This window comes from Variovorax sp. Root411, from assembly GCF_001425205.1.
GTDB lineage: Bacteria > Pseudomonadota > Gammaproteobacteria > Burkholderiales > Burkholderiaceae_C > Variovorax.
The window spans coordinates 1-17,784 of record NZ_LMDW01000002.1; the positions used below are offsets into that span (position 1 = coordinate 1).

The window sequence follows — 17,784 nt, forward strand, 5'->3', positions numbered from 1 at the left end:
CAGCGGTCAGCGTGCTGGCGACCGCTCAGGCGTGAAGCCGTCGGGGCCAACAACACGCCGCCAGTTCGCGAGCTGCATCGCATCGGGGGGGCTGGGTAATGGGGCCGCGAAAACCTTCGCGAACCCGGCCAGTACGGCCCTGCTGCCGAGCGCGTGATGCACCGCTCGGTTTGGCGTCTTGCCGTTAACTCAGATGGCATGGGCATCACCGCTGGTCAGCTCGCCAAGCCCTGTTCGGCAAAGGTAGCCACCATGCCTGCCGCGAATGACTGCTGTTGCCACGCTCCGATTCCTCGACATGGTCGGCGAACGGCCACTTTCGGGCCGGTCACTCAAGCGAGAAGTTGTCACAGACGACTCTGGGCTGAGAGCGGCGTCGAGCGGCTGCTTTGTGGCATCAACATTGGGACAGAAGTGAACATGCACCTGCTTCGAACTACGTTCCGATCTGTGCGAGTACCGTGCCATCGGCTCGCCCGAAAATTGAACTGCGTCGACCGGATACGTTGACTGTGCATATGACGTCGAACCCGTCACCGCTGGCAGAACCTGCAGTGGCATTGCAACGTGCGCGTGGGCTCGCCCCGGGCGAGAAAACGCACAGACCCACATAGGCAGTGTCGCGCTTTCGCTCTCGCGCTCGCGAAGCAGCCGAAAATCTTCTAGGTATTTACCCTTGCGTACCGATACGTAGCCCGCCGGAGGGCGGCTACGGACGACAGCGCGGCGGGGACCGGACAGACTCGCCGGCACGGCTTCGCTCGGCTCCGCGGCGGGGCCGCAGCCAGAGACAAGGACCCCTATCCATGACCGCCATCGCAAGCAGCACGACCGCCGGCGCCTCCAGCCCCGACGCAACCGCCAACGACAACCACACCCCCTACACCTTCGAAGAAAAGCGCAAGCGCATCTTCGCCATCTTCGCCGCCTCGTCCGGCAACCTGGTGGAATGGTTCGACTTCTACGTCTACGCCTTCTGCGCCATCTATTTCGCGCCGGCTTTCTTCCCCAAGTCGGACCCGACCGTGCAGCTGCTGAACACTGCCGGCGTGTTCGCTGCCGGCTTCCTGATGCGTCCCATCGGCGGCTGGCTGTTCGGGCGCCTGGCCGACCGCAAGGGCCGCAAGACATCGATGGTGACCTCGGTGGTCATGATGTGCGTGGGCTCGCTGGTCATTGCCTGCCTGCCCACCTACGCGCAGATCGGCGCCGCCGCGCCCGCGCTGCTGCTGGCGGCGCGGCTGCTGCAGGGCCTGTCGGTCGGTGGCGAATACGGCACCACCGCGACCTACATGAGCGAAGTGGCCATGCGCGGCCAGCGCGGCTTCTTCTCGTCATTCCAGTACGTCACGCTGATCGGCGGACAGCTGCTCGCGGTGGTGGTGGTCGTGGTGCTCCAGCAGGTGCTCGACGAGGCCGAGCTCAAGAGCTGGGGCTGGCGCATTCCCTTCGTGCTCGGCGCCGTGGCGGCCGTGGTGGCCCTCATGCTGCGCCGCACGCTGACCGAGACCGCCAGCACCAAGACCCGCGCCGCCAAGGGCGCCGGCACCATGCGCGAGCTGTTCACGAACCACAAGCGCGCCTTCTTCGTGGTGCTGGGCTACACGGCCGGCGGCTCGCTCATCTTCTACACCTTCACCACCTACATGCAGAAGTACCTGGTGAACTCGGCGGGCATGTCGATCAAGACCGCCAGCAACGTGATGACGGCCTGCCTGTTCATCTACATGTGCATGCAGCCGGTGTTCGGCGCGCTGTCCGACCGCATCGGCCGCCGCACCAACATGCTGCTGTTCGGCGCACTAGGTGCGCTGATGACGGTGCCGGTGCTGAGCAACCTGCAGAGCGTCGGCAGCCCGCTGGTGGCGGGCGTGCTCATCACGCTCGCGCTGGCGGTGGTGAGCTTCTACACCTCGATCAGCGGCATCGTGAAGGCCGAGATGTTCCCGCCCGAGATCCGCGCGCTGGGCGTGGGGCTGTCCTACGCGGTCGGCAATGCGATCTTCGGCGGCAGCGCGGAGTACGTGGCGCTGGGGCTGAAGTCGATCGGGCACGAGTCGTACTTCTACTGGTACGTGACGGCGATGATGGGCGTGGTGTTCCTGGTGAGCCTGCTGTTGCCGAAGCAGGCGACGTACCTGCATCACGACAAGTAAGCAGTGCTTCAGCGGGCGGCGCCCTGCGCGGCCAGCGCCAGGGTCCGCTTCGCAATGTTGACGAGGTGGATCTGGCTCGTTCCCTCGTAGAGCCTGAACAGCCGAACGTCGCGGTAGAAGCGCTCGGCCACGTTGCCGGCAATGAAGCCGCTGCCGCCGAAGACCTGCACAGCCCGGTCGGCGACACGGCCGCACATCTCGGAGGCGAACAGCTTGCACATCGACGCTTCCATCGTCACGTCGATGCCGTCGTCACGCTTGCGCGCCGTCTCCAGCACCAGCGCGCGCGCCGCATGCACCTCGGTGTTGCTCTCGGCAATCATCTGCTGCACCAGCTGGAAGTCGCCGATGGGCTGGCCGAACTGCCGGCGCGACTGCGCCTGCCGCGCCATTTCCTCCACCAGCCGGATCGCCGGGCCGATGCACAGCGCGGCGAGGTTGATGCGCTGCTTGTTCAGCGTTTTCATCGCCGTGCGAAAGCCCTGCCCTTCGACGCCGCCGACGATGGCCGAGGCCGGCACGCGCACACCTTCCAGCCTGACCTCGCCCACCGGCGAGCCGTGCTGGCCCATCTTGCGGTAGGGCTGCGAGGTCGACAGGCCAGGCGCGCCGCGCTCGACCAGGAAGGCGCTGATGCCGGCCGCGCCCTTCGCGTTCGGGTCGGTCCGGGCGAACACGGTGAACAGGTTCGCGATCGGCGCGTTGGTGATGAAGCACTTCTGCCCGGTGATGACGAAGCTGTCGCCGTCGCGCACCGCCACCGTCTTCTGCGCCGTCGCGTCCGACCCGGCCTCGGCCTCGGTGAGCGCGAAGCAGCCGGTCAGCTCGCCGCTGGCCAGCCGCGGCAGGTAGCGGCGTTGCTGCTCGGGCGTGCCGTCGACCACGAGCGACTCCGACGCGATGCCGGTGTTGCCGCCGAAGCGCGCACGGAATGCGGTCGCGACCTGCGACACCTCGAGGTTCACCAGTGTCAGTTCCTCGGTGGTCAGGCCGGCGCCGCCGAAGGCTTCGGGAATGCTGTGGCCGAACAGGCCGATCTCGCACATGCGCTGGACGATCGGTTCGGGGATCAGGTCGTCGCGATCGACCTGTTCCTCCAGCGGCCGGCATTCGCCATGGATGAACCGGCGCACCTCGGCGAGCAGGGCTTGGAATTTCTCGGGGTCGCTGATCATGGATTCGTCTCGTCAGCCGTCGCACGCACATCCCGCAGCAGCGCATACAGCATGTCGTGCGGCGCTGCGCAGCCGACCGGCTGGCGCGCGCCGAACAGCACGGCGTCGCTGTGCACGAGTTCGGTCCGTTCGCGCTCCTCGATCCAGTCGTACACCACCGTTCGCGCGGCAATGCGCCATTCGCCCTGGCGGCGCTCGAAGCGGTCGAGGTAGCGTCCGCACAGCAGGGTGCGCTTCGCGGGCGCGTCGGCACTCGCCTGCAGTGCGAAGAAGCCGCTCTCCACTGCAGCCACGTCGCCATGCAGCTCGATCGCGATATTGTTCACCTGGTGCACGCGCCGCCCGCCCTGGCGCAGCCGCTGCAGCGCCTGCGTGATGAAGCCTTCGGCGCTGCCGTTCCAGGCGCCGTGGCAGTCGGTGGCGTCTTCCCAGTAGGCCGAGCGCAGGGCCACTTCGTCGACGCGGTCGATGCCGCGGCAGTAGCGGTAGAGGCACTGGCGGATCGCCTCGCGATCGAGCAGCGCCTGCAGCGGTGCGGCCGTACTCATGGCGCCGGAGCCGGGGCGCGCTTGAACAGCTGCACCACGTTGCCTTCCGGGTCGCGCAGCGACATCACCGCGCCGTGCGCGCCCATGTCGCGCATGCCGATCACCTCGCCGCCCGCGCCGGTGATGCGCTCCTGCGCACCGGCGAAGTCGCCCACCTCGAACACCATCACCACGCCGGAGGTCGCCGGCGCGGCCTCTTCGGGGCAGGCCAGCGCCACGCTGGTGTTGCCCACGCCGTACTGGAACCAGCGGTCCTTGTCGCGGAACTTGAGCTTCAGCCCCAGTGCCGATTCGTAGAAGGCATGCAGCTCGGCCGGCCTTTGCGCCACCACGTACACGTTCTGCAGGCGCTGGGGAGAAATGCCCTCGGCGCTCACAGCGAGGTCTCCGATGCACCGCCGTCCAGTCGGATCACCTCAGCGTTGACGAAGCGCGAGCCGTCGCCGGCCAGGAAGCAGATGGCGTCCGCGATGTCTTCCACGGTGCCGAGCCGGCCCAGCGGCGTGCGCGCGATGCGCCTGGCGTCGAGCTCGGCGTTGCGGTGTTTGGCCGTGCCTTCGGTGGGCACTGCGCCGGGCGCCACGGCGTTCACGCGGATGCGGCGCGCGCCCAGGTCGGCCGCCGCGGCGCGGGTGATGCCGAGCACGCCGGCCTTCAGGCCGCTGTACACCACCGATCGCGCGGGCGACTTGAAGCCGGCGACGGAGGCCACGTTGATGATGGCGCCGCCGCGTTCCGGGTCCATCGCCTCGGCCGCGGCCTGGATGCCCCAGATCACCGACTTGAAGCCGATGTCGACCATGCGGTCCATCACCTCGGGCGTGATTTCCATCAGCGGCTGGTAACGCACCCACGCCGCGTTGTTGACCATCACGTCGAGCCGGCCCGCTTCGGTGTGCAGGCGCTGCACGGCCAGGCGCATGCCTTCGCGGGTGGACACGTCCTGCGGCACCGCCACGGCCTTGCCGCCGAGCCGGCGGATCTCCGCGACGGTGTCTTCCACGAACTCGGCCTTGAGGTCGTTCACGCCGACCGTCGCGCCCAGGCGGGCGAAGGCCAGCGCGGTGGCTCGGCCGATGCCGTGGCCCGCGCCGCTGATGAAGGCCACGCGGCCTTCGAGGGACTGTGATGCATTCATGGCTTGTCTTTCGTTTCCGGCACCAGCAGCGCGTCGAGCGCGAAGGCACCGTGCCCGTGGTCAAGGACCACCAGCGGGTTGATGTCGATCTCGGCGACGCTGCGCGCATGCCGCGCGGCGAACTGCGACAGCGCCGCGACGGCGCGCGCCGCGGCCGCCACGTCGGCCTTCGGCCGGCCGCGTGCGCCATCGAGCAGCGGGAAGGCCTTGAGCGAGCGAAGCATCTGCATGGCCTGCGCCTCGGTCACCGGCGCCACCTGCAGCGCCACGTCGCGCAGCACCTCGGCATAGATGCCGCCCAGGCCCACCATCACGACCGGGCCGAAGACCGGGTCCTTCGTGGTGCCGAGGATCAGCTCGGTACCGCCCTGCGCCATCTGCGCGACCAGCACGCCGGCGATGCGCGCCTGCGGGGCCTTCTGCGCGACCCGCGCCAGCAGGCTGTCGTATTCGTCGCGCAGCTGCGCCTCGGAGCGCACGTTGGTCACCACGCCGCCGACCTCGGTCTTGTGCGGGATGTCTGGCGAGACGATCTTCAGCACCACCGGAAAACCGATGTCGCGCGCCGCGGCCAGCGCTTCGTCCCAACCGCTGGCCGTGACTTCGTTCAGCACCGGGATACCGGCCTGCGCGAGCACGGTCTTGGCGCTCGCCTCGTTGGCGAAGGCTCCGGCCGGAAGCGCTTCGGCCGACGGCGATGCGATTGCCGCCTCGGCCTGTTCGCCGCGCATGCCGAGGCGCACCAGCGCGGCCAGCGTGGCGCACGCGGCATCGATGGTCTCCACCGTCGGGAAGCCCATCTCGTTCAGCTGCGCCACGGTGTCGGGCGGCGCCTTGCAGCACAGCAGGACGAGCCGCGACGGATGTGCGCGGCGCACCTGCTCCAGCGCCGCGAGGTACACGTCGCGCAGTCGCGGCATCTGGAAGGCATACGCCGACTGCAGGATCACCGCGTCGCAGCTCGCATCTTGCGCCACCGCCGACAGCACCTGGACCAGCAGCTCGGGCCGGCTCGACACCTGCGCCGTCATGTCGACCGGGTTGCCCGGCGATGCATACGGCAGCGCGGCCACGATGTGCTCCTGCGTAGCCGCGGAGAGCTTCGGCAGTTCCAGCCCCTGTGCACTGGCCGCGTCGGCCATCAGCACGCCGAAGCCGCCCGATGCGGTGACCAGCGCCACGCGCGGCCCATTCGGCGCACGCGCCGTGCCGACCACCGACACGGCATGCCCCACTTCGAGCAGCTGCTCGATGCTGGGCACGCGAATCGCGCCGGCATTGCGCAGCACCACGTCGAACACTGCGTCCGAACCGGCGAGCGCGCCGGTGTGCGAGGCGGCCGCTTCGCTGCCGGCCAAAGACACGCCGACCTTCAGCACGATCACCGGCTTGCCGGCTTCGCGCGCCATGGCCAGGGCACGCAGCAGCTTGGCCGCATTGCGGCAGGTTTCCATGCAGCACAGGATGACCGAGGTGGCCGGGTCGGTCGCCAGCGAGGCGATGCCGTCGGCAATGTCGACGTCGCATTCGTTGCCCGTGGTCAGCAGGCGGCTGATGCCGATGCCGCGCTCGACGGCCAGGCGCATCGTGTAGCTGCCGAGGTTGCCGCTCTGCGACACGATGCCCACCGGGCCCGCCGTCGGGAACGACGACTCCAGCGCCACCGAGAAGGTGGCGATGCTCCTGTCCGCCACGCCGATGGAGCCCAGGCAGTTCGGCCCCACCACGCGCATGCCCGATGCCCTGGCGACCTCGCCGATGGCCGCCTGCAGGCGGCTGCCCTCCTCGCCCATCTCCGAGAAGCCGGACGACAAGATGACGGCTGCGCGCACGCCGCGCGCGGCGCAGTCTTTTACCGCCTCGAGCACCGCATCCGGCGGCACCGCCATCACGGCCAGGTCGGGCACCGACGGCAGCTCGGCAACGTTCGCATAGGCGGGCAGCGACTGCACCGTGCCGCCCTTGCGGTTGACCGGATAGATCGCGCCGCGGTAGCCGTATTTCTGCAGGAACTGCAGCGGCCGCCCGCCGATCTTGGTCACGTCGTCCGACGCGCCGAAGACCGCGACCGAGCGCGGCTTGAAGAGCGCCTCCAAACCTCTGCCCACTTCGACTTCAACTGTGGCCATCGCTCAGCGCCCCTTGAACACGGGCGGGCGCTTTTCCAGGAAGGCCTGGCGCGCTTCCTTGGCGTCCTCGGTGCGCGACAGCGCCATGGTGATGTTCTGCTCGAAGCGGTAGCCGTCGCGCTGTGGCATCACGTCCATCATGTTGGCGGCCTGCTTGGCATAGGCCAGCGCGATCGGGCTCTTGGAAGCCATCTCCTGCGCGAGGCGCAGCGCGGCGGGCATGAGCTCGTCCGCCGGCACCACCTCGTCGAGCACGCCGCGGCGGTACAGCTCGGCGGCCGGCACGCGCATGCCGGTGAAGAACATGTGGCGCGTGAACGAGCGCCCGAACATGGTCCGCAGCATCGAGACGCCGCCGGCCAGGCCCACGTTGATCTCGGGCATCGCGAAGCTCGCATCGTCGGAGGCCAGGAAGATGTCGCAGGCGGCCATCAGGCCGAAGCCCGCGCCCAGCGCCGGGCCGTTGACGGCCGCGATGACGGGCTTGGCGCATTCGCGGATGGCGTTGCCGGTCTCGCGGGTCCAGCGGTTGTGGTCGAGGAAGTCGCCGGGCTTGTCGGCCGAGGGGCGGTCCTTGAGGTCGGCGCCGGAGCAGAAGAACTTGCCGGTGCCGGTGAGGATGGCCACGCGGATGTCGTCGCGCTCGGAGATCTCGTCGAACACCTGGATCAGGCGATGGCGGGTGTCGCGGCTCAGTGCGTTGACGGGTGGCTTGTCCAGCCGCACGACGGCGACGAACTCGGAAACTTCAAGACTGACGCTCATGACGAACTCCTGACGACGTGGGACATGCCGCTGGCCGATGCATCGGCAGCGGTCGCTTCGGTTTGGGGATACAACAGCCGCGACGCATGCGTCATGCGGTCGCCGTAGCGAAACTCGGAGGCCAGCAGGCGCTGCGCCATGCGGGTGGCCAGCACCTCTTCGCTGACGCCCATGCCGCCGTGCATCTGGATCGCGCCTTCGGCGCACAGCCGCGCCGTCTCGGCCAGCGCGACCTTCATCAGGCGCAGCGTGCGGCGCAGGTTGGCGGCGCCGCGCTCGTGTTCCTGGAAGGCGTGCATCAGCAGGCCCTTGGCGCAGAGATAGCGCACGTACATGTCGGCCGTTCGGTGCCGCAGCACCTGGAACGACGCCAGCGCCACGCCGAACTGGCGGCGCTCCTGCAGGTGCTTCACGGTCTGCTCGATCAGCGTGGCGAGCGCGGCCACGGTATCTGCCGCGGTGAGCAGCAGCGCGGCGTTGTCGGCTTGCTCGATGGCCGAGTCCACCGCGGCGCCGCGTGCGATGCACGCCACCGCCGGCACCGTCAGGCCGTCGAGCTTGAAGTCGGCGCTGCGCCGGCCTTCCATGGTGCGATAGGTGGCGCTGGGCGCGGGCATGTGTTCGTGGTCGACCAGGAAGAGCGCCGTTTCGCCGCTGCCTTGCAGCGTGGCGGGCACCAGGTGGTGCGTGGCCGCCAGCGACACGTCCACGCCCTTCGCCTCGCCGGTCAACGCGTAGCCGATGTCCAGCTGCTTCGCCGTCAGGGCGACCTCGTCGAGCGAAGCCGAGAGCGAGGTCAGCGGCGCGATCTTCGCGCTGCCTTCGCACACCGCTTCGAGCCAGCGCGCGCAGGTGTCGGCATTGGCCGCTTGCAACAGCAGCGGCGCGATGGCGCAGGTTTCGATCACGGGCAGGTGCACGCCGTGCGTGGCCAGGCCGACGACGATGGAGGCCAGGTCGGCCAGCGTGCCGCCGACGCCGCCGGCTTCTTCGGGCACCAGCGTGCAGGTCCAGCCCATCTCGCGCACGGGGTCGGTGCCGGCGAAATCCTTCGTGGTCTCGTTGTCCTGCGCGAAGCGCGCGGCGGCATCCAGAAGCATGCCGGGGAACAAGGGGGTGAATGACATCGACACTTTTCAGGCTCCCAGCAATTCATTGGCAACGACGTTGCGCTGCACTTCGGAGGTACCGCCGGCAATCGTGCGGGCGCGGGTGAACAGGTAGTTCTGCACCCATGCGGCACCGGGCTCGCCTTCGCCCTGGTCGGCCAGGAAGCGGTGCGCGGCATCGGGGCCGACCGCGTCGAGCGCGATCGTGGTCAGGCGCTGGGCCACGTCGGCGCAGGTCATCTTGATGGCCGAGGGCTGCACGCCCAGCGGGCGCTGGTGGATCAGGTCGTCGGTGGCCTGGGCCATCATCACGCGCGCGCCCTTCACGTCGGCCTCGGCCAGCAGCAGGCGGTAGCGCAGGCTGCTGAAATCGCGGCGTCCTGCCGCCGCCTTGGCGGCCTGCTCGACCAGCTGCGTGACCTGCCGGCGCACCAGCTCCAGCCGCGCCACGTTGGCCGGGGGCAGGCGCTCGCGCTCGAGCAGGAACTTGGCGCAGGTCCAGCCCTTGCCGGGTTCGCCGATCAGGTTGTCGGCGCGCACGCGCACTTCGTCGAAGAACACTTCGTTCAAGTGGTGCCAGCCGTCGATGGTGTGGATCGGCCGCACGGTGATGCCGGGCGTGTCCATGGGCACCAGGACCAGCGAGATGCCGTCCTGCTTCTTCGCCTCTTTCGAGGTGCGCACGAGCATGTAGATCATGTTGGCTTCATGCGCGTGCGAGGTCCAGATCTTCTGGCCGTTGATCACGTACGCGTCGCCGTCCAGCCGCGCGCTGGTGCTGAGCGAGGCCAGGTCGGAGCCCGAGCCCGGTTCGGAATAGCCCTGGCACCACCAGTCGGCGCCGTCCAGGATGCGCGGCAGGAAGCGCGCCTTCTGCTCGGGCGTGCCGAAGCGGATGATGACCGGGCCGATGTGGCCCAGGCCGTGGTGGTACAGCGGCGGGCAATCGGCCTCGGCCATCACCTCCTCGAAGATCAGCCGCTGCATGATGTCCCAGCCGGTGCCGCCGTGCTCGCGCGGCCAGCTGGGCGCGCCCCAGCCCCTGGCGGCGAGGATCTTCTGCCAGCCGAGGTACTCGCGCTTGGTGACCTTCTGGCCCGCGGCCACGACGGCGCGGATCTCCGGGGGGCACGCGCTGCGCGCGAAGTCCTCGAGCTCGCGGCGAAAGCCCGCGTAGGCGTCGGCTTCGCCTGTGGCGTTCGGGGTGTCGGTGTTCGACATGTTGTTGTCTCCAGTCGTGTTGTCCATGCGCTTGCTGCGCCATCGGCTGCTTTGGCTAGGCGGCCGTGGGAGCGTCCTTGCGCAGCTTGGTGATCAGTTCGTCCAGCGCGGCCACGGCGCCATCGGCGTCGCGCCGTCGCAGGCAGCGCACCACCTCGCGCCGCAGCGGGAACAGGTCGGGCCGCGGCAGCACGGGAACGACATGCGTCAAGCGTTCGCGCAGGATGGTGGTCATGGTCTGCGCCATCAGCGTCAGGGCCTCGTTGTGGCCCGCGTCGGCAATGGCGCAGAAGAAGCGGCTGGCCGACTCGATGCGCTGCGCGAGCGTGTCGGTGGCCTGGTGGCGCTCGATGTCGTCGACGGCCTTCTCGACCGCATCGAGCTCGGCCTCGCTCGCGCGGTCACAGGCCAGGCGCAGCAGCGTGCCGTACAGCGTGCGGTAGGCCTCGTCGAGATCGGCCGAGCCCAACCGCCCCTGGACCACCAGCGTGCGCAGCGACTCCGCCAGCATCATGTAGGCGCCCTTGTAGAACACCAGCGCATGGTCGGCGCCGCCGCCGCCCATGTGCTTCACCTCGCCGATGAAGACGAGGTGGTCGCCCGCGTCGTGGCAGGCATGCGCGCTGCACTCGAAGCTGGCCAGGCAGTCGTCGATCACCGGCATGCCGAGCGGGCCGGTGCGCCATGCCACGCCTTCGAACTTGTCGGCGATCTTGCTGGAGGCGAAGCGGCCCGACAGTGCGTCCTGTTGCTGCGACAGGATGTTGATGGCAAAGCCCTCGGCCTCGCTGAACGCGCCCACCAGGCTGCTGGCCTTGCGCAGGCTGAACAGCACCAGCGGCGGCTCCAGCGACACCGAGCTGAACGAGTTGCAGGTCAGGCCGACCGGGCGCCCACCGGCGTCGCGCGTCGTGATGACGGCCACGCCGGTCGGGAAGCAGCCGAGCAGCTGGCGGAACAGCATCGGCTCGATCGGTGCGACGGGTGCGGCCCGGGTCACATCGGACAGGGCATGGGTCATGGCGTTCCCCTTGGGTGAGTCACCGTACGGCGCCGTCTCAGGCGGCTGCGAGTTCGGGCGCGACCTGCGCCACGTGCGGCGGGTCGTTGGCAATCTCGCGCTGCACCGCGGGCATGATCACCTTGGCCCACAGCTCCAGCTGGCGCAGCATGGTGGGGTGGTCGAAGTCGCCCATCTGCGTCTGGAACGCGTAGTGGCAGGGCTTGAGCGTGCGGATCTCCTTCACCACGCGCTCGATCACCTGGTCCACCGAACCCACCGGCAGATTGGCGCGCATTTCCTCGAGGCTCGATTCGCCTTCGACGATGCCTTCCTCGACCTGGTAGTCGTCGGCCACCTGCGCGGTGCGGCGCTTCAGGCTCACGGCCACGCGGCGCTGGAAGCGCGCACAGTCGAGGTAGCGCTCCACCTCGTCCTTGTTGTCGCTGGCGTAGGCCGCGCGCAGCACGCCGACCTGCACCTGGGCCGGGTCCTTGCCTTCGGCGAGCGCGACCTTGTCGATCAGGTTGCGGGTCTGCTGCAGCTTCTCCACGCCGCCGTCGCCGCCGGAAACGAACACATGGTGGCCGCTGCGCACGGCGCGGGTCACGAAGGTCGGGTCGACGCTGGTGATCCACATCGGCGGCATCGGCTGCTGCACCGCGCGCTGGCTGATGGCGCTCATGGGCTGCTGATAGAACTCGCCGTCATAGCTGAACTTGGGCTGCTTCAGGCCCAGCTCGAGCATGTCGAGCATTTCCAGCGTGCGCGCCTTGGCGGTGTCGAGCGAGACACCGAAGCGCTCGAATTCGAAATGCTGGTAGCCCGAACCGATGCCCAGGTTGAGACGGCCGTTGGACAGCTGGTCGACCATGGCCACATCGGCGATCAGGCGCGCCGGCTGGTACAGCGGTGCGACGACAATGCCGGTTCCCAGCCGGATGTTGCGGGTGACCGCGGCGCAATGCGCGATCATGGTCAGCGGCGATGAGCACAGGCCGTAGTTGCTGAAGTGATGTTCGGCATACCACGCGGCACCGAAGCCCAGCTCGTCGGCCAGGCGCGTCTGTTCCACCGCGTCGCGCAGGATCTGGTGCGACGTCTTGTGCTTGTTTCGCTGCTGCATCAATATGAAGATTCCGAAATCCATCGCTGGTCTCCTTGTGGGCTTGGTTACGTGCTTTGATCGTAGGAGCGGGGTCCCCGCCCGGCTCACCATGCTTCGCACAGCTTCTTTGCGCTTATTGAAATGAAGGCCCTCGATTCGCTGCGGATCTTCGTCATCGTCCAGAGGAAGGGCAGCCTCTCCGCGGCCGGCCGGAGCCTGAGCCTCTCGCCCGCCACCATCTCGCGGCGCATCAGCGCGCTGGAGGAAGAGCTCGGCGTGCAGCTGGTCGACCGCACCAGCCGCAACCTCAAGGTGACCGAGGCAGGCCAGGCCTTCCTCGAACATGCGGAAGTGGTGCTCGAGGCCATGGCGCGGGCCGAGGAAGCGGCGCGCAATTCGAAGCTGCTGCCCGAGGGGCGCCTGCGCATCCACTCGCGCACGCAGATCGGCCTGCGCGTCATCGGGCCGCTGCTGCCGGGCTTCGCGCAGCGCCACCCCGACATCCAGCTCGAACTGGAACTGTCGGAGCACCCGGTGAACCTGGTGGAGCAGGACTTCGATATCGACATCCGCACCGGCGAGTCGAACGACTCCAACTTCGTCATCAAGCGGCTGCTCAGCAGCGACGAGGTGCTGGTGGCGAGCCCCGCCTTCATGAAGGTGCACAAGCGCATCCGTCATCCAAACGACCTGCTGCAGGTGCGCTGCCTGACCTACAAGCGCGAGCACGAGGCCGTCACCTGGAAATACATCGACGAACAGGGCGTGCAGCAGGAGCTGCCCATCCAGGGCGTGCTGACCTCGAACAACGGCGAGCTGCTGCGGCTGGCCGCCATGGGCGGCATGGGCATCGCGCTGCTGTCGGAGCCCACGGTGCGCGGCTGCATCCAGGACGGCACGCTGGTGCGCCTGCTGCCCGAGTATCGATTTGCGGTGCGCGCGTTCTCGAACGGCGTCTACGCGGTGTTCCGCCAGAGCCGCACGCTGCCCCTGAAGGTGCGCGCTTTCGTCGACTTCATGGCCGAGGCGCTGCGCGAGAACGACGGCGCCTGAAGAAGGCGTCAGCCGCCGAAACGGTGCGGCGGCAGGCCGGGGGCAGGCAATCCGCTCACTTCGAACAGCGCGCCGTCCTGCGGGCGGTCGCCCGAGAGGTTCGTGCTCTTGGAAAGCGAGGTGACGAAGGCCTTGTCGAACTGCGACCCGCCGAAGCACAGGCTGGTCGGGTGCGTCGCGGGCAGTTCGACGAGGCGCTCCACGCGGCCATCGGGTGCAAAGCGCGCCATCTTGCCGACGCGCGGCAGCACGCTCCACACGAAGCCTTCGGCGTCCACGGTCGCGCCGTCGGGGCCGGAGCCGAAGCTGTCGGTCTGCGCGAAGGCGCGCTTGCTGGCGAGCGGCCCATGTGGTGAATAGTCGTAGGCCCAGATCGTGCGCAGCGGGCTGTCGGCCACGTAGAAGGTGTGCCCGTCCGGGCTGAAGCAGGGGCCGTTGGTCAGCGAGAAGCCGTCCGCCAGCAGCTCGACTTCGCCGCCGGGCCGCAAGCGGTACAGCCCGCCGCCGATCGGCTCGTCGGGCTGGCGGTGGACGTGCAAGGTACCCGCCACGAAGTTGCCCCACGGGTCGCATTTGCCATCGTTGAGGCGCACGTCCGGGTGGTCGGTGTCGATCTGCGCGATGCTCTGCAGCGTGCGCGTGCCCAGGTCGTAGAGCGCAAAGCCGTGTTTCAGCGCCACGAGCACGGCGCCGCTCTCGCACAGCGCGATCGAACCGACGGGCGCGGGCAGGCTGTGCCGCTCCGACTCCCCGCTGCCGGGCCAGTGCCGGTGCAGCGTGCCCGCCAGCGAATCGATCCAGCAGACGGCGCCCGAGCGCGCATCCCAGCAGGGGCTTTCGCCCAGCAGATCCCGGGTCGTGCCGAGTTCTCGAACAGTGAATGCATCCATGGGACCGCAGTGTGGCAACGCACGGCGCGCAGCCGGAAGCGCATCGTGAAAACCAGCTTTGCGGATCGTGCGCTCCCGCGGCGGCCGCACGCTCCTAGAGTGCGGCAGATGAACGAACCCACCGCTCCACCGCCCCTGCAGGGCATCCGCGTCGTCGAGCTCGGCAACTACATCGCAGGCCCCGGCACGGCGATGTCGCTGGGCGATCTCGGCGCGGAGATGCTGAAGATCGAATCGATGGAAGGCGACATGTCGCGCCACACGGGGCACTTCGGCCACGCGATGCTGCGCGCCTACAACCGCAGCAAGAAATCGATCGCGCTCGACCTGCGCCAGCCCCGCGGGCTGGAGGTGGCGCGCCGCCTGATCGCCGGTGCCGACGTGGTGGTGCAGAACCTGCGCCCGGGCGCCGCCGATGCGCTGGGCCTGGGCGCCGAGGCGCTGCGCGCGGCGCACCCGGGCCTCGTGCACGTCTCGATCAGCGGCTTCCCGGCCGATGCGCCTTCGCGCGACCGGCCGGGCTACGACATCGCGGCGCAGGCCGAGAGCGGCCTCATGTCCGTGACCGGCGAGCCGCAGGGCCTGCCGCAGAAGGTGGGCGCCACCATCATCGACACGGCCAGCGTGCAGGTGGCGACGCAGGCCATCCTGGCCGCGCTGTTCCGCCGCGAGCGCACCGGCCGCGGCGAGACCATCCGCGTGTCGCTGCTGGAGGTGGCGCTGAACCTGCAGCTGGCCAACTGGAGCGACTACATGGTGCGCGGCGTGGAGCCCACGCGCAGCGGCGACGGCCAGCCGCTGAGCGCGCCGGCGGCCGACATCTTCCGCACGCGCGACGGCATGGTGGTGATCTCGGCCTACGTGCAGGCGCACTGGGTGCGGCTGTGCGAGACCATCGGCTGCCCCGAGCTGGCAACGGACGCGCGCTTTGTCACCAACGAGCTGCGCGTGGCCAACCGGCCGGCCATGAAGGCGGCCGTGAGCGAGCGGCTCGCGCACTACGGCACCGGCGAGTGCGTCGAACTGCTCACACGCAACAACATCGTGGTGGGCGTGGTGCGCAGCTATGCCGATGCGCTCGCGGGCGCGGACTTCCGCGCCAGCCGCATGGTCATCGAGGCCGCGCCCAACGGCGACGTGCCGGGCTACGCCAGCTTCGGCCTGCCCTACGAGCTGTGCGACACGCCGCGCCGCCGGACCCAGGCGGCGCCGGCGCACGGCGCGCACACCGAGGAACTGCTGCGCGAGGCGGGCTACGGCGCCGCCGAGATCGAGGCACTGCGCGAAGCCGGCGTCGTCAAGGGGGCGAACCCGCCCGCGCCGGTGCGCAACCTACAAAGCAGCTTTTCACACCCTGCAGCACCTTGAGCCAGCCCCGTCGATAGACTGCCTCGACGGGACTGGCAGCAGCCATTCACCCCCCTAAAAGAGATCGGAGACAAAGTGATTTATCGAAAACTCATCGCCCCGCTGTTGCTCGGTCTGACCGTGATGTCAGGTGGAGGCGCGGCGCAGGCACAGCAACCCATCCGCATGGTCGTGCCCTTCGCGGCCGGCGGCGGTACCGACCAGTACGTGCGCCTGCTGGCCTCCGAGCTCGCAAAGAAGGGCACGCAGATCATCGTGGAGAACAAGCCCGGCGCCAGCGGCATCGTCGCCGCGGACTACGTGGCCCGTTCGCGTCCCGACGGCCTCACGGTGCTGGTCTCATCGCTCGGCACGCTGGCCAACAACACCGTGCTGTACGACAAGCTGCCGTACGACCCGAAGAAAGACTTCGCGCCCGTCTCGCAGATCGGCTACCAGCCCGCGATCATCGTCGGCCGCGTCGACTTGCCCTACAAGAACATCAAGGAGATGGTCGCCTACGCCAAGGCCCATCCGGGCAAGATCAACCGCGGCTCGCCGGGCGAGGCCATCCTCACCAACCTGGCGCCGATGAGCTTCGAGCGCAGCAATGGCTTCAGCACGACGCACGTCCCCTTCAACGGCGACGCACCGGCCGTGCAGGCACTGCTGAGCAACACCATCGACATCCATGGCACCTCGCTCACCGGCTCGCTGTCGCTGATCCAGGCGGGCAAGCTGCGCGTGCTGGGCGTGATGGACAGCCAGCGCCTGCCGCAGGTGCCCGACGCCCAGACCTTCAAGGAGCAGGGCTACGACTTCGAGGCCGTGCTGTGGTATTCGCTCTCGGTGCCGTCCGGCACGCCGGCCGAGTCGATCCGCCGCCTGAACAAGGCCGTGAACGAGGTGATCGCGCAGCCCGACTTCGTCACCCGCGCGCGCGCCATGGGCATGGAGCCGCGCGGCGGTACGCCTGAAGAGCTGGCGAAGTTCGTGCAGACCGAGTTCGAGCGCTGGGTGCCGATGCTCAAGAGCCTGAACCTGCCGAAGCAGTCGCACTGAGCGGGGCGCGGCGCGCGCCGCGGGCCGTCAGGCAGACGGCCTGGCCAGCGTCGCCAGCTTCTTCCTGGCCGCCTGCAAGAGGCCGCCTCGTTCGACGGGCAGTGCCGCCTTGGTATCCCCGAGCGCGACGATCTCATGCACGGTGGCTGCCGAGATCCTTGAAGACAACGGATCGCGCGGCGACATGTCGTTGAACCTCCCGAGCGGGATGACGTGCACCTTGAGGTGCCGGCCCATGGTTTTCGACAGCTTCTGGCAAGCCGTTGCCATGGCGGCTTCGTCCGGGACCAGTTGGCCGTGCACGACGAGCAGTTCCACGGTGCCTTGCGCGTCCTCTCCCAGCACGAACGCGCGCACGACCGAGTCCTTGAACCTGGACCGCAGCATGGAGCGGATCGGCTCTGCCGCGGCGAACGATCTCAGCGCGATGCTCCGAAGCTCCTTGTGGAAGACGAACGAGCGATCGACCTGGACCGTCTCGGCCTGGTCCGCCTTCGCCGCCTGCCGCTTCGCGATGCCGCTGCGAACGAGATGCTCCACAGTGAGGGCGGTCTCGGCTTCGGCCAGCTTCGACCGCCGTGCAAGCTCACTCGTCGGGAACTGTTGATCGGGCGCCGCGTACAACACCGTGAGGAGCTTCTGCACTTCGGGGGAGAAAAGGAAATCCGCGGCGCTCATTCTGGCTTTGCTGCTGATACGAAGTCGACCATTATCCGGGCGGGTTAGGAGCGCAGAGCGAGCCGTCAAGGCGCATGACGACGCCCCTGTGCCCGCGGGCTTTGCAGGTTCACTTCCATGCCGGTGCTTTCCTGCTGTTCATGCAGCCATTGCACGACGCGCTCGGCGCGCCTGACGCCGATGCCTCGCACCGGGTACCACCAGGTCATGCCTGCGTCGTTGATGCGCCGCACCAGCTGCTTCAGCGTGCCGAAGCCCGCCTGTGAGAGTCGTTCGGACAGCAGCGGTTCGAACCAGACTGCAACGCTGTCGTGGGCCTGCGGCGCGTTTCCGCGCGCTTGCAGTGTGTCCATGGGTTTTCTTCCTGCGCAACGTGTGCCGGCCCCTGCGCGCATGCGAGCCCGC

17 protein-coding genes are annotated in these 17,784 nt (G+C 68.6%); 4 read left to right on the forward strand and 13 right to left on the reverse strand.

The features are described from left to right. Positions 1 to 806: 806 nt before the first annotated feature. Entirely contained in the window at positions 807 to 2,156 is a 1,350-nt protein-coding gene (locus ASC92_RS06140; RefSeq protein ID WP_056511922.1) for an MFS family transporter, read from the forward strand. An 8-nt stretch (positions 2,157 to 2,164) separates the two neighbouring features. On the opposite strand, the gene ASC92_RS06145 is transcribed toward ASC92_RS06140, so the two are convergent. From ASC92_RS06145 to ASC92_RS06190, 10 genes are read right to left on the reverse strand one after another with little or no spacing between them, the layout of a single operon-like run. Next, positions 2,165 to 3,331 (reverse strand): acyl-CoA dehydrogenase family protein, encoded by a 1,167-nt coding sequence (locus ASC92_RS06145; protein WP_056511925.1) that lies wholly within the window; start codon positions 3,329 to 3,331, stop codon positions 2,165 to 2,167. After that, complete coding sequence (locus ASC92_RS06150) at positions 3,328 to 3,879, reverse strand: nuclear transport factor 2 family protein (RefSeq protein WP_056511928.1); 552 nt, start codon at positions 3,877 to 3,879, stop codon at positions 3,328 to 3,330. The genes ASC92_RS06145 and ASC92_RS06150 overlap by 4 nt, the downstream gene beginning before the upstream one ends. Then, entirely contained in the window at positions 3,876 to 4,256 is a 381-nt protein-coding gene (locus ASC92_RS06155) for a VOC family protein (protein WP_056511931.1), read from the reverse strand. The genes ASC92_RS06150 and ASC92_RS06155 overlap by 4 nt, the downstream gene beginning before the upstream one ends. Then, positions 4,253 to 5,017 (reverse strand): SDR family NAD(P)-dependent oxidoreductase, encoded by a 765-nt coding sequence (locus tag ASC92_RS06160; protein ID WP_056511933.1) that lies wholly within the window; start codon positions 5,015 to 5,017, stop codon positions 4,253 to 4,255. Before ASC92_RS06160 ends, ASC92_RS06155 begins: the two co-directional genes overlap by 4 nt. Next, complete coding sequence (locus ASC92_RS06165) at positions 5,014 to 7,146, reverse strand: acetate--CoA ligase family protein (RefSeq protein WP_056511937.1); 2,133 nt, start codon at positions 7,144 to 7,146, stop codon at positions 5,014 to 5,016. Before ASC92_RS06165 ends, ASC92_RS06160 begins: the two co-directional genes overlap by 4 nt. A 3-nt stretch (positions 7,147 to 7,149) precedes the next feature. Further along, positions 7,150 to 7,911, reverse strand: coding sequence for an enoyl-CoA hydratase/isomerase family protein (locus ASC92_RS06170; protein ID WP_056511940.1), 762 nt, complete (start codon positions 7,909 to 7,911; stop codon positions 7,150 to 7,152). Then, the gene (locus ASC92_RS06175; protein WP_056511943.1) at positions 7,908 to 9,038 is read right to left on the reverse strand and encodes an acyl-CoA dehydrogenase family protein; all 1,131 of its coding nucleotides are present in this window, start codon (positions 9,036 to 9,038) and stop codon (positions 7,908 to 7,910) included. Before ASC92_RS06175 ends, ASC92_RS06170 begins: the two co-directional genes overlap by 4 nt. A gap of 9 nt (positions 9,039 to 9,047) precedes the next feature. Beyond that, on the reverse strand, positions 9,048 to 10,241 hold the full coding sequence (locus ASC92_RS06180) for an acyl-CoA dehydrogenase family protein (protein WP_056512771.1): 1,194 nt from the start codon (positions 10,239 to 10,241) through the stop codon (positions 9,048 to 9,050). Positions 10,242 to 10,296: 55 nt separating this feature from the next. After that, positions 10,297 to 11,262, reverse strand: coding sequence for a flavin reductase (locus tag ASC92_RS06185; protein WP_056511945.1), 966 nt, complete (start codon positions 11,260 to 11,262; stop codon positions 10,297 to 10,299). A 37-nt stretch (positions 11,263 to 11,299) separates the two neighbouring features. Continuing rightward, on the reverse strand, positions 11,300 to 12,391 hold the full coding sequence (locus ASC92_RS06190) for an LLM class flavin-dependent oxidoreductase (protein WP_056511948.1): 1,092 nt from the start codon (positions 12,389 to 12,391) through the stop codon (positions 11,300 to 11,302). 99 nt (positions 12,392 to 12,490) lie between these two features. Here ASC92_RS06190 and ASC92_RS06195 point away from each other — a divergent pair, with 99 nt between their 5' ends. Then, positions 12,491 to 13,402 carry a LysR family transcriptional regulator gene (locus ASC92_RS06195; RefSeq protein WP_056511953.1) on the forward strand — a complete coding sequence of 304 codons (912 nt, stop codon included), beginning with the start codon at positions 12,491 to 12,493 and terminating at the stop codon, positions 13,400 to 13,402. 8 nt (positions 13,403 to 13,410) lie between these two features. On the opposite strand, the gene ASC92_RS06200 is transcribed toward ASC92_RS06195, so the two are convergent. After that, a complete protein-coding gene (locus ASC92_RS06200; RefSeq protein WP_056511956.1) occupies positions 13,411 to 14,292 on the reverse strand; it encodes an SMP-30/gluconolactonase/LRE family protein in 882 nt (293 codons plus the stop codon). A gap of 108 nt (positions 14,293 to 14,400) precedes the next feature. Between ASC92_RS06200 and ASC92_RS06205 the strand changes: the two genes are divergently transcribed. Both ASC92_RS06205 and ASC92_RS06210 read left to right on the forward strand, forming a co-directional pair. Next, complete coding sequence (locus ASC92_RS06205; RefSeq protein ID WP_056511958.1) at positions 14,401 to 15,660, forward strand: CaiB/BaiF CoA transferase family protein; 1,260 nt, start codon at positions 14,401 to 14,403, stop codon at positions 15,658 to 15,660. Positions 15,661 to 15,735: 75 nt separating this feature from the next. After that, a complete protein-coding gene (locus ASC92_RS06210; protein ID WP_082519501.1) occupies positions 15,736 to 16,701 on the forward strand; it encodes a Bug family tripartite tricarboxylate transporter substrate binding protein in 966 nt (321 codons plus the stop codon). A gap of 27 nt (positions 16,702 to 16,728) precedes the next feature. Here the strand turns inward: ASC92_RS06210 and ASC92_RS06215 are convergent, their stop codons facing one another. Both ASC92_RS06215 and ASC92_RS06220 read right to left on the reverse strand, forming a co-directional pair. Then, on the reverse strand, positions 16,729 to 17,379 hold the full coding sequence (locus ASC92_RS06215) for a hypothetical protein (protein ID WP_056511960.1): 651 nt from the start codon (positions 17,377 to 17,379) through the stop codon (positions 16,729 to 16,731). Positions 17,380 to 17,444: 65 nt separating this feature from the next. Next, positions 17,445 to 17,732 carry a phage integrase family protein gene (locus tag ASC92_RS06220; RefSeq protein WP_056511963.1) on the reverse strand — a complete coding sequence of 96 codons (288 nt, stop codon included), beginning with the start codon at positions 17,730 to 17,732 and terminating at the stop codon, positions 17,445 to 17,447. Positions 17,733 to 17,784 lie beyond the last annotated feature (52 nt).